The sequence below is a fragment of the Ochrobactrum sp. WV_118_8 genome (genome assembly GCF_039631535.1).
GTDB classification, from domain to species: domain Bacteria; phylum Pseudomonadota; class Alphaproteobacteria; order Rhizobiales; family Rhizobiaceae; genus Brucella; species Brucella anthropi.
The window spans coordinates 1043421-1056039 of the sequence record NZ_JBDIUZ010000001.1; the positions used below are offsets into that span (position 1 = coordinate 1043421).

The following is a 12619-nucleotide window of genomic DNA, read 5'->3' on the forward strand; positions in this document are numbered from 1 at the left end:
ACTTGATGATTTAATTGGTTGCTTACATTGAACATGTTCGTGCAATTGTAGGTTTTTTGAGGAAAAGCAGGTTAGGTAGTGGCTTGAAATGACTGTTACTTTTGGAACATCGGGTCTGCGAGGTCCATCAGTTGACTTTACAGATAAGGTTTGTACAGCCTACGTCGTTGCGTTTTTGCGGCATATTAGTTGTGATTTCGAGTTTCGCGATATCTATGTAGCTGCTGATTTGCGCGAATCTAGCCCTCGTATTGCGGCCTCGTGCCTGACTGCAATTGAGCTTGATGGAAAAAAGGCAATCTGGTCAGAGAACGTCCCTACGCCTGCACTTGCGGCGTATGCTATGGCACGGAATGCGCCTGCCATCATGATAACGGGGAGCCATATCCCTGAGGCCTACAACGGCATTAAATTTTATCGCCCAGATGGCGAATTTCTGAAGGAAGACGAGGCACCCGTGCGCCGCCTTGCGGAAGAATTATTGAGTAAGGTTATCGACGGACAGACCATCAACATGCCAGTTCCTCTGGCCGATGTGGCAGAGGAATATGTGAATCGCTCCATCAATTCTTTCGGCTCGGACGCGCTGACTGGAATGAAAATCGGTATCGATCTTCATTCCGCTGTTGGGCGCGATCTTCTTGTTCGTATTTTTGAAGAGCTTGGGGCAGCGGTTTATCCATTCCGCAGGATGGACAAGTTCGTCGCTGTCGATACAGAAGCGCTTGATCCTTCGGATCTATCTCGGGCGAGCGCATTCATCGCTGAGCATGGACTCGACGCAGTAGTGTCGACAGATGGAGACGGTGATAGACCTCTGGTCATCGATGATCAGGGAAGACAGGTAAATGGCGATATATTGGGTATTCTGACGGCTCGATATCTCGGTGCGAAAACTGTCGTTACGCCACTCAGCACGACAAGTGCGCTGGAGGAAAGCAGTTGGTTCGAGAATATCCACAGAACACGGATTGGCTCGCCCTATGTCGTGGCCGAAATGGCGCATGCAACAGCGCACCCCGTCGTTGGTTTTGAGGCGAACGGAGGCTTTTTGCTCGGCGATGATGTGAAGTTGAAGGGTGGCTTATTGCATCGTCTCCCTACGCGTGATGCTGTTTTACCAGCAGTAGCCGCCCTTGTGCGGGCGAAAGGTCAGGGGCTACGGTTGAGTGAGATGGTCGCGACACTTCCTTCTCGCTTCATGAAAGCCGATAGGGTCAAGGAAGTTCCCTCTGATCGCGCTGCTTCATTTCTGCATGCTATAGAAACGTCACAATCATTTCGTTCTAGTTTCTCCCCGTTGATCGTCGAGCCGGAATCAATCTCGACTGTCGACGGCGTGCGAATGGCGTTTGCAAATGGTGATACGGTTCATTTCCGACAATCAGGCAATGCGCCGGAAATGCGGATTTATATCGAAACGGATTCCGCAGAGAAAACTGATCGAATGTTGAGCAAATTTATTGCAAAGCTCTCAGAAACGATCTGAAATCATCTGCGAAAGGAAGTTAAGGTGCGTGAAATGTTGATCAGGCCAGTAGTGTTGGCAGGAGGAAAAGGTACGAGATTGTGGCCGATGTCGCGCTCGCAGCGCCCAAAACAGTTTCTGGCTCTGACTGGCGAACTTAGCCTCTTTCAGATGACCCTGAAACGCTTGTCGGACCCGAAGCGCTATTCCAGGCCGATTATCATAACGAATGCTGACTATCGGTTTCTGGTGGCGGAACAGGCATTGGAATGTGGAGTCGAACTTTCGGACGTTATTCTGGAACCAGTCGCTCGTAACACGGCGCCGGCAATTGCTGCTGCGGCTTTGATTGCTTCCAAGGATGAGCCGACCCTTATTCATGTTGTGGCATCTGACCACAACATTGAAATGGACGATGCCTATTTTCAAGCTATTGATACGGCCAGCAACGCCGCTCGCATGGGGTGTCTTGCGACTTTTGGCATTACGCCGACGGAACCGGCGACCGGTTTTGGTTACATCGAAGCAGGCGAGTTGGAAGAAAGTGGAGCTTGTGCAATTAAGCGCTTTGTAGAAAAGCCAAAGGAAGAAGTTGCGCGCGAAATGCTTGCTGCCGGTGGCTTCTACTGGAACTCAGGGATGTTTCTGTTCCGTTCAGACGTATTCCTCGATGAATGCAGACTTCACGCACCAGCAGTATATGAGGCTGCAGAGGCATCCGTTGCGACTGCACAAGGGGATCTCGATTTTGTGCGTTTGAATAGTGCCGAATTTGAGAAAGCGCCGGATATTTCCGTCGACTATGCGATTTTCGAGAAGACAAAGCTCGCTTCTGTTGTTCCGTCACCGATCCGCTGGTCGGATCTCGGATCGTGGGATGCTGTCTGGAAGGAAAGCAAGCAGGATCTGGCTGGAAACGTTGCTCGCGGACCAGTCAGCCTGCACAACACCAATAACTCGCTGGTCTTGTCTGAAGGCGTTCATGTCGCCGTCAATGGTGTCGATGATCTGACGATTGTGGCCTCGGAAGATGCGCTTTATGTCGGCAAGCTCTCAGAAGCGCAAGGTGTAGGCACGATCGTAAAGGCGCTGATGAAACAGCCCGCCACGGCGAAGCTTGCTGAGGAGCATCGGACCATCTATCGCCCTTGGGGTGGCTACACCCATCTGTTGTCGGGTGATCGCTTTCAGGTAAAGCGTCTGTTCATCAAGCCGGGCAAACAGCTCTCGCTGCAGAAGCATCACCATCGTTCAGAGCATTGGGTGGTAGTTCGAGGCGTGGCCGAAATCGTGATCGATGACAAGAGCCTTTTCCTGTCCGAGAACGAATCGACATATATTTCTCAAGGTGCGGTACACCGTGTCTCAAATCCGGGTAAAATTCTGCTTGAACTGATTGAAGTTCAAACTGGAGCTTATCTGGGCGAAGACGATATTGTGCGCTTCGAGGATGATTTCGGTCGCGTTTGATCGTGTGATTATTTCAGCATGAAAGCCGTGTAATGAATGATGTGACACGTAAACTTCAGGCGGAAGTGGAGCGCTTATCGTTGTGGCTCCACAACGATGCGCTGCCTCTTTGGTTGTCTGCTGGTGTGGATGCACCGAATAACGGTTTCTTTGAACGTGTGGGGCAGGACGGAGTCGCAACGGATGCTGATAATCGTCGGTCTCGTGTGCATCCGAGACAGATTTATTGTTTCGCCAAGGCTGGTGCCATGGGCTGGCAAGGCGAATGGAAGCATACCGTTGAAGCTGGAATAGAATATTATGATCGCGTCTATCGGCGAGAAGACGGTTTCTATGGCAGTCTTGCCGGTCAAAATGGTGAGATGATCGATCACACGTTCGATCTCTATAATCAGGCTTTTTCCGTTTTTGCGGCCGCGCAGATCGCTGTTTCCATACCCGATCGGTTTGATGAAATGCGTCAGCGAGCGCTTGGTCTGATGAATTCGCTCGTGGCAGGTTATCACCATCCTCTTGGCGGATTTGAGGAAGCCAATCCGCCAAAGCTTCCTCTGTGTTCAAATCCACATATGCATTTGTTCGAAGCAATGCTTGCTTGGGAGTCAGCAGATCCAGAAACACAGTTCTGGTCGATATATGCCGATGAGATCGCAAATCTTGCATTAACGAAATTCATAGATGGCAAGACCGGTGCGTTGCGTGAATTCTTCGATCACGATTGGCGACCTTACCCAGGGGACAAGGGCAGGGTGGTTGAACCGGGGCATCAGTTCGAATGGTCCTGGCTGATTGGCCAGTGGGCGGATCGACGGCAGAATAACGATGGTTTGAGGGCGGCTAAGCGTCTATTCCAGATTGCAGTAGATCGTGGTGTGTGCGAGCAGCGCAAAGTTGCCATCATGAGCTTGTATGATGATTTTTCGGTTCATGACGGTCTGGCCCGCCTCTGGCCGCAAACTGAATGGATAAAATCGGCCTTGTTATTCGCTTCGTTGAGCAAGGGCGAAGAGCGAGTTTACTATCTGCAGTCCGCCTTGCGTGCCATTGACGCCCTACGGCCATTTCTTGAAACGCCGATCAAAGGCTTGTGGTACGACAAGTGGCCGGAAGGCGGTACGCTCATTAATGAGCCCGCGCCAGCATCGACCTTTTATCATATTCTCTGCGCCTGTTATGAAGCAGAGAAAACAATATCCGAACTTTAGGCTGTCACGACTTTTTAGCTGTCGCCGCTGATGACGAACGATCAGATATGCCGCTGATGATGCGGCTGTATTGGAGAAACATGCGAGTTCTGCATTTTTTTAAGACCTATTGGCCGGATACATTCGGCGGTATGGAGCGAACCATTCATGCGCTCGCGAAAGGTGCGCTCGAACACGGTATCGAGTCGGACGTGTTGTCCTTGAGCGCAAAGCCGGAAGAAAATACCCGAAATTTTGATGGTCACATGGCATATAAGGCCAAGCTCGACCTTGAATTTGCATCAACGGGATTGTCGCGCGATGTGTTTTCCCGGTTCCGGGAATTGAGCAGCAAGGCCGATATTATTCATTATCATTTCCCTTGGCCAATGAGCGATATCATGCAGATCGGCGTGCGTCCGGGCAAGCCGACTATTGTGACCTATCAATCGGACATCGTTAAACAGAAACTACTCCTGCAACTCTATCGCCCTTTGATGAACCGCTTTCTCGGTAGTGTGGACCGGATCGTTGCCACCTCTCCGAATTATCTTGCAACAAGCGATGTTCTGCAGCGGTTCAGCGATAAAACAACGGTCATTCCGCTTGGCTTGAACGAGGCGGATTATCCTGCTGCCGACGCCACAACCAAGGCGCGCTGGCGCGAACAGTTTCCTCGGCCTTTCTTTCTCTTCGTCGGTGTGCTGCGTTATTATAAAGGCTTAAAAACGCTGCTGGCCGCAGCAAGAACTTCCGATATTGATATTGATATTGTCATTGTCGGCGATGGCCCTATGAAGCCTCAGCTCACCGCTTATGCGAATGAACATAACCTTTCGCATGTTCATTTTTTGGGAGCGCTGCCGGATGCGGACAAAACTGCTCTTCTGGAGTTGAGCTCCGGACTGATTTTTCCGTCGCATCTACGTTCTGAAGCGTTTGGGCTGTCGTTGGTGGAAGCCTCTATGTTTGGAAAGCCGATGATCTCGTGTGAAATTGGCACCGGTACCAGTTACGTCAATCTGAACGGGCAAACGGGAATTGTGGTGCCGCCGCAGAATCCAGAAGCGCTATCAGCTGCAATGCGAAGCATTGCACACGACACGGAGCAGGCCAAAGTTTTCGGAATGAATGCACGAGCGCGATATATCGAGCATTTCACAGCTGATAAAATGGCGCTAGAATATGTGAAAAATTATATCTCGCTGGTGCAGTGATAGGAGGTTGTCCTGCCATTTGAACAACAGGGAATTGTCATTATCTGATGGAGCGCTCAGACGGATAGAGCCGTTTCAAGAGAATAGTTTTGAGCGCGGCATCACTCAACGGGCGGTGCCGCGTTTTTTGTATCGAGCGGAAATAATCTGCCACCTCTCTGCCAGCCCCTTGACGCCGTGCGCCAACTGTAGCACAAACCTATGACACATTTGGCGGATTTGAAAAAATGATTTGTTGAAATCATTGAGGAATTTGGCTTAGCTGGGAATCCAGGCGTCCCGGTGGGCAAGATCACGCGGCCCATTTCAGTACTTAAGAGCGCGTCAATTCCATCGCGATTAGAACAACGTGCCAAACTCCACAGCAATTATTAACGCAGACTGCGTTAAGGATTTGAAATTGCCCGTATATACGGATTATGACCAGCAATAAGGTGCATATGATTGCACTATTGTGGGGATGATAGTTTTCAGGCTCACGTTATAAGATGACAAAACTTTTGAGCTGGGGGCGCTTGCGGGCGTTGCTTTTTTGATGTTCGAAAAGAATGAGTGGAAAGCATGAGCGGCACATCCCTTAAATTTGGCACAAGCGGTCTTAGGGGACTGGCGGACGAACTGAATGGTTTGCCCGCTTATGCCTATTCTCTTGCTTTCGTTAAAATGCTGTTGAAAGCTGGAAAGCTGCAGAAGGGCCACAAAGTTTTCGTTGGTCAAGACCTTCGCCCATCCAGTCCGGCTATTGCAGCACTTTGCATGGCGGCAATCGAGGATGCGGGGTTTCAGCCGGTCGATTGCGGTGTTCTGCCAACCCCGGCTTTGAGCCACTTTGCGATTTCGCAGCAAGCGCCATGCATCATGGTTACGGGCAGCCATATTCCGGACGACCGCAACGGGCTTAAGTTCTATCGCAATGACGGAGAAATCGACAAGAATGACGAGAGCGCCATCAGCGCGATCTATGCCGCTCTGCCAGAAAATCATGCCTTTCGTCATCTGCATGATGTGCCCCTTAGCAGTGATGCAATCGACCGCTATGTGAAGCGTTATGTTGATTTTGTCGGACTTGAGAGCCTTCGCGGCTTGCGCGTCGGGGTCTATCAGCATTCGTCTGTGGCGCGTGATCTCATTATCCGTATCCTCACCGAGCTTGGCGCAGAAGCCGTACCGCTCGGTCGATCCGATGTATTTGTGCCTGTCGACACGGAAGCTTTGCGCTCCGAGGATATCGAACTTCTCGACCAGTGGGCGAAGGAAAGCCGCTTTGACGCCATTGTTTCCACGGATGGTGATGCCGACCGCCCGTTGATCGCGGATGATAAGGGCCGTTTCGTTCGGGGCGATCTGGTGGGAGCGATCACTGCCGACTGGCTTGGCGTCAAAACGATTGTGACGCCGGTGACGTCCAACTCCGCTCTTGAAGAAAATTTCGAGCGGGTCATCAGAACACGGGTGGGGTCGCCCTATGTCATCGAAGGCATGGCGCAGGCCATCGCCTCGGGCATATCGGCGGTGGTCGGCTTTGAGGCCAATGGCGGTGTGTTGCTGGGTACGGATATCAGCCGGGACAATCGCACATTGACTGCGCTTTCGACCCGCGATGCGTTGCTGCCAATTCTCAGCAGTCTTGGTTCCGTCAAGGAGCTTGGCAAACCATTGTCCGAAATCGCAGCCCGCTTCCATTTCCGTATTGCGCTGAGCGACAGGCTGCAGAACGTCCCGCAGGAAAAGAGCCTCGCGTTTTTGTCCTTGTTGAAGAATGAGGCGACGCGAAGTGCACTGTTTCAGATTGACGATCCGATTGTCCGCTCCGAAACGATTGACGGCGTGAAACTCTTCTTCCATTCCGGTAATGCAATTCATTATCGCGCTTCCGGCAATGCGCCGGAACTGCGATGCTATGTGGAAGCTTCAGATGAGAGCCAGGCAGCGAAGCTTCTGGAAACGGGAATTGCCATCGCCGGCAACGCAACGAAGGACAACTGAGCAATGAGCTTTATTCCTGTCATTATCAGCGGCGGTTCCGGTTCCAGATTGTGGCCGCTTTCGCGCGATGCGCATCCGAAGCCCTTCATCGAACTGCCCGATGGCAGCACCTTGATCGGCAAGACCTACAAGCGTGCGGCTCTGCTCGACGGTGTGGACCATATCCTCACCGTGACCAACCGCGATTTCCTGTTTCTGACGCTTGATGCCTATGCCGATGCCAAGGCGCCCAAGGTCGATAATGCGTTTCTGCTGGAGCCGCTCGGACGCGATACGGCGCCAGCTGTGGCGGTTGCGGCTCTGCATGCTGCGGCGACTTACGGCCCGGACGCGACATTGCTTGTCATGCCCGCCGACCACCTGATCGAGGATGAGGCTGCTTTTGCCGAGGCTGTGACAAAGGCCCGCGAGCTTGCTGAAACGGGGCGCATTGTCACTTTCGGTATTGTGCCTGATCATCCGGAGACCGGCTTTGGCTATATTGAAGTTGAAGGCATGGACGTGCTGCGTTTTGTTGAAAAGCCTGATGCCGAGACCGCGCAAACCTATGTTGAGAGCGGTCGATATTTCTGGAACTCCGGCATGTTCTGTTTCACGGCCGGAACCATGCTCGCAGCAATGCAGCATTTCGCGCCTGAAATCTTCAATTCCGTGCAGGCTTCGCTCGAACATGCCCGACGCGGCGTCAACGGTGAGACCAGGACCATCGAAATCGCAAAGGATGATTTTGCGATGGCTCCTGCGATTTCCATCGATTACGCGATCATGGAAAAGGCCGAAAATATTGCCTGCATTCCGGTGTCTTGCGGCTGGTCTGATATCGGGTCCTGGGCCGCGATGGCGGATCTCATCGCGCCGGACGGTGAGGGTAACCGTCTGCGCGGCGAAACGGTTATAGAAGACACGACCGACAGCTTTGTTTTGTCCGAAACCCGGCTCGTCAGCCTCGTCGGCGTTCACGATCTGCTTGTCGTGGACACACCGGATGCTTTGCTTGTGGCGCATCGCGACAAGGCGCAGGAAGTGCGAAAGGTCTTCAATAAGCTGCGGGCAAGTGGTCATGAAGCGGCCAAGCTTCACCGCACTGCGCATCGTCCATGGGGCACTTATACGGTTCTAGAGGAAGGTGATGGCTTCAAGATTAAACGGATCGAAGTGAAGCCAGGACGGCGCTTGAGCCTTCAGGCGCATCATCATCGTTCCGAACACTGGATTGTCGTTTCGGGAACGGCGAAAGTTACCAACGGCGACCGCGAGATCCTGCTAACGACCAATCAGTCGACCTATATCCCCTGTGGCTTCCGCCACCGGCTGGAAAACCCGGGCATCCTACCGCTTGTGCTTATCGAGGTGCAAAGCGGCGAATATCTGGGCGAAGACGACATTGTGCGTTTCGATGATGTCTATGGGCGCACGTAGGGCCGCCTGACCGGCGATACGTAAATAGGGAATCGGTGGGTGCTGCATTTATTCGGGAACCATTCGCTGCCGCGGATGTTTGCCTTTACATGCCCAGAACGGAACAGGACCCGGCTACCGATCTGATCGGTGTGCCGGTCATTGACTTTCAAAAAAACGCCCTTTTTTTCGATGTGGACGGAACACTGCTCGATATCGCGGCCAATCCCGATGGCGTTATCGTTCCAGTTAGCCTGCAAAAATCGCTTTCGCTCATTTCCGACCGGCTGTCCGGTGCAATGGCGCTGGTCACGGGCCGGGCAATTGCGTTCATCGAAGAACGCTTTCCCGATTATCGCGGCCCCATAGCCGCGTTGCATGGTGCCGAATTCCGGCACGCATCCGGGTTGGTTGAGCTGATCGAGCCCGGCGAACATTTTTTGATTGCGAAGGATTTTCTACGACAGGCTGCACTTCGCGTCAGCGGCTTTCTCGCCGAAGACAAGGGTAGTGCGGTTGCCCTTCATTATCGCTCCGCGCCAGAAAAAGCCGATCTGGCACATGATCTCGTCGGGAAGGCACTGAAGCTCGCCGGGCCGGACTGGATCGTGCAATCAGGCAAGATGGTTTTCGAGCTGCGCCCGGCAATCAGCGACAAGGGTGCTGCCTTGCGCCGCTTCATGGAAGAAGAGCCATTTGCGGGGAGGGTGCCGATCGCATTCGGCGACGACCTGACAGATTTACCGATGCTTGGCGCGGCGCGCAAACTTGGCGGTACAGCCGTCGTGATCGGCCGTGCGATCGACCATCCGGGCGCAGCCAGACTGGCAAGCCCGGGTGAGCTGTGGCTTTGGCTTTCTGGGATCGTGAATGAGAATAATACTGAAAGGACTTGACGTATGGGCCGACTGATCGTGGTCTCCAATCGTGTTCCGTTGCCTGATGAGCAGGGCAAGGCGCCTGCGGGCGGCTTGGCAGTTGCGTTGCAGGCGGCGCTCAGCGAACGCGGCGGTATTTGGCTCGGTTGGTCCGGAAAGACACTTCCCAATCGCCAAACACAGGAACTGGCGATCCGCGATGTGGGCTCCATTCGCTACGCGCTGCTCGATCTCCACAAGAAGGATATCGATGAATATTATGCTGGCTTCGCCAACCGCATGCTCTGGCCGCTCTGTCATTATCGTCTCGATTTGATCGATTACACGCGCAAGGACATGGCGGGATATTTCCGGGTCAATCGCTTGTTTGCGAAGCATCTTCTACCGATGATCGAGCCGGAGGATGTGATATGGATTCACGATTACCATCTCATTCCACTGGCCGCCGAACTACGCAATCTCGGTGTCACCAATCGCATCGGCTTTTTCCTGCATATTCCCTGGCCTCCCGCTGATATTCTATTCACGCTGCCCGTGCATGAAACGATCATGCGTGGCCTTGCTTCATATGATGTGGTGGGCTTCCAGACCGAGAACGACGTCGATAATTTCATCGGCTGTCTGCGGCGGGAGAAAATCGGCAAGCGTCTCGATGATGACGGTCTGTTCGAGGCTTTCGGACATCAGTTCCGTGCCGAGCGCTTCGGCATCGGTATCGAGACAGCCGCATTCGCCGAGATAGCCAAAAAGGCGCAACGCCACCCGACGGTAAAGCGCATGAGCGACAGCATGCTGGACCGCGATCTTATCATCGGTGTCGATCGGCTGGACTATTCCAAGGGCATCACCAACCGAATGGAAGCTTTCGAGCATTTCTTGAAGGTTGATCCCGGCAATCGTGGCAAGGTCACTTTCCTGCAGGTCACGCCGAAATCCCGCTCGGAAGTCCAAGAATACAAGGACATGCAACGCGCGGTGGCGGAACTTGCCGGGCGAGTGAATGGTGCGAACGCTACCGTCGACTGGACGCCAATACGTTACATCAATCGCTCTTTGAACCGGGAAGTGCTGGCAGGGTTATATCGGCTTGCCGCTGTGGGACTGGTTACACCGTTGCGCGATGGCATGAATCTTGTCGCCAAGGAATATGTCGCCGCACAGGATCCCGAGAATCCGGGCGTGCTAGTCCTGTCCCGCTTTGCCGGTGCCGCGCAGGAACTGGATGGCGCAATTCTGGTCAACCCGTATGACACCGAGGCGATGGCTTATGCGATGGCCCGCGCACTTTCCATGCCGCTTGAGGAGCGTAGGGAGCGGTTTGAAAGCATGATGGCTTTTCTGATCACCCACGACGTCAATCACTGGTGCGATGACTTTCTGGACCGTCTTTCTTCCGGTTGACGGGCTAGGGTTTGACAACGCCGAGTTTGGCGGCTTCTTCGGCAAGATGTATCGTATAATCGAAGTTGCCCATATCTGACGATAGCAGCGGGGCTTTTGTCTCACGAGCTTCCTTTGGGGAAATGCCAAAACGAATCTTGAATGCCCTGGTAAACTGTGCGCCGTCATGAAATCCGCAGCGATAAGCGATTTCCTTGAATGTCACGTGTCTGCTACGCTCGCGCTCGCCGACCAGAATGCGATAGGCATGATCGAGCCGCTTCTCACGAATGATTGTGGCAACACCACCCTCTGTATCAAATGTCCGGTAAAGACGTGAGCGGGAGACGCGAAGATTCTGGACGATAAGATTTGGCCCCAGCAGAGGATTGAACAGGTTATGGTCGATATAGGCGAGGATAGTCTTGCGCATGGGAAGATTGACGTGAAGGCTCTGCATTTCTTCTCGGGCAACGCCTTTGATGCCTGCGCCAAGCAGTGTCAGCATTGCTTCCTGCGCTGATTTTTCTTCGGCCTTGTCCAGTTTGCCAATCAATGATTGCAGACTATTGAGATATTCAAAAAGCAGACGCGTCAGGGGAGCATTCACTGACAAGACAAGGCCGTGTAAATTGCGCCAGCCTACTATCCCCTCCAGTTCATTGCGGGGGATTGTCACAGTGATGCGTGAGCCGGCGGATGCCTGGCTTTCTACGGTCTGTGTCAGATCGATGATAATAATATCTCCAGGCTTTGCCACGACATCGACCCCGTTGAAATCGCCGCGTAAACTGCCTGCCGTAATAAGTTGCAGAACGTAGTGATCAAGCCCACCCTGTGCGATGAGTTTGCGTGTGCGTGAGTAGTTCTGGGTGTTGAAGGAAGTCGTTCCTACATGGAAAGTGCCGAGTGCGCGAGCAGCAATTGTTCCAAAAAACTGGTACTTCCTGTTCTCTGCCACGATTTCATATATGGGTTTGATTGCAGATCGCCAAAAATCATTGCGAAGCTTGTCGTCGACCATGTCGGTCGAGATTGAAATCTCATTAGCCATCACAAGTCATTCAGTCCAAGGCAGGTTGTTGATATGAAATCGCACGATGTGCGAAATATTGATAGCATGTATTAATATCAATATTTTTTGTTTAGGCGCATATTTTATGCATTCTTGTACTTGAACAAATAAATTCTTCTGCATGGGGATTTGATTTTAGCTAGCCACCCAAAGCGTATATTATTAATCTCTAATATAACTGAAACCTCTCGATTTTGACTAATAAACTCAACCCTGTTGGAACTATCACCATATGTTGTCTGATGCCGAACAGGAACTATTCTCGATAGAATGCCAGAATAGAACTTCTGCTTGTTCGCAGAAGTTTGAACGTCTCGTACAGGGGGCGCTGTTGAACGCCTGGATAAATCTTCTATCTTTGGTTTCAGGTTTGAAGATGTCCCGAATGGCCTTGTCGGTACAAATGGAGCCGGGTTGAGGAGGCGCTTTATAGTCGTGAGCCTGATCGACTTTGGGGCATTTGGGAGTGTTGTTTTGAAAGTGTTTCGATATGAGACTGTTTTTTGCCGCTTTGGCGCTTGCTCTGATCAGCTTCACCAGTGTTGCGGCCTCAGCCGGATTAA

Annotated in this window: 9 protein-coding genes; 8 read left to right on the plus strand and 1 reads right to left on the minus strand. The window is 52.5% G+C overall.

Annotation, left to right across the window (positions count from 1 at the left end; all coding sequences use genetic code 11):
* Positions 1-88 precede the first annotated feature (88 nt).
* The 8 genes from ABDF71_RS04995 to otsA all read left to right on the plus strand — a co-directional run bounded on the left by ABDF71_RS04995 (position 89) and on the right by otsA (position 11002).
* The gene (locus ABDF71_RS04995) at positions 89-1489 is read left to right on the plus strand and encodes a phosphomannomutase (protein ID WP_500061214.1); all 1401 of its coding nucleotides are present in this window, start codon (positions 89-91) and stop codon (positions 1487-1489) included.
* Positions 1490-1513: 24 nt separating this feature from the next.
* A complete protein-coding gene (locus ABDF71_RS05000) occupies positions 1514-2938 on the plus strand; it encodes a mannose-1-phosphate guanylyltransferase/mannose-6-phosphate isomerase (RefSeq protein WP_500061216.1) in 1425 nt (474 codons plus the stop codon).
* Positions 2939-2970: 32 nt separating this feature from the next.
* Positions 2971-4143, plus strand: coding sequence for an AGE family epimerase/isomerase (locus ABDF71_RS05005; protein ID WP_500061218.1), 1173 nt, complete (start codon positions 2971-2973; stop codon positions 4141-4143).
* An 80-nt stretch (positions 4144-4223) separates the two neighbouring features.
* On the plus strand, positions 4224-5339 hold the full coding sequence (locus tag ABDF71_RS05010; protein WP_500061220.1) for a glycosyltransferase family 4 protein: 1116 nt from the start codon (positions 4224-4226) through the stop codon (positions 5337-5339).
* 561 nt (positions 5340-5900) lie between these two features.
* Positions 5901-7325: a phosphomannomutase gene (locus tag ABDF71_RS05015; protein ID WP_151662823.1), complete on the plus strand. Its 1425-nt coding sequence runs from the start codon at positions 5901-5903 to the stop codon at positions 7323-7325.
* A gap of 3 nt (positions 7326-7328) precedes the next feature.
* Complete coding sequence (locus tag ABDF71_RS05020) at positions 7329-8744, plus strand: mannose-1-phosphate guanylyltransferase/mannose-6-phosphate isomerase (RefSeq protein WP_151662822.1); 1416 nt, start codon at positions 7329-7331, stop codon at positions 8742-8744.
* A gap of 89 nt (positions 8745-8833) precedes the next feature.
* Positions 8834-9619 carry a trehalose-phosphatase gene (otsB, locus tag ABDF71_RS05025; RefSeq protein ID WP_500061223.1) on the plus strand — a complete coding sequence of 262 codons (786 nt, stop codon included), beginning with the start codon at positions 8834-8836 and terminating at the stop codon, positions 9617-9619.
* 3 nt (positions 9620-9622) lie between these two features.
* Entirely contained in the window at positions 9623-11002 is a 1380-nt protein-coding gene (otsA, locus tag ABDF71_RS05030) for an alpha,alpha-trehalose-phosphate synthase (UDP-forming) (RefSeq protein WP_278514150.1), read from the plus strand.
* Between the two features lie 4 nt (positions 11003-11006).
* Here the strand turns inward: otsA and ABDF71_RS05035 are convergent, their stop codons facing one another.
* On the minus strand, positions 11007-12035 hold the full coding sequence (locus ABDF71_RS05035) for a helix-turn-helix domain-containing protein (protein ID WP_500061225.1): 1029 nt from the start codon (positions 12033-12035) through the stop codon (positions 11007-11009).
* Between the last annotated feature and the right edge of the window lie 584 nt (positions 12036-12619).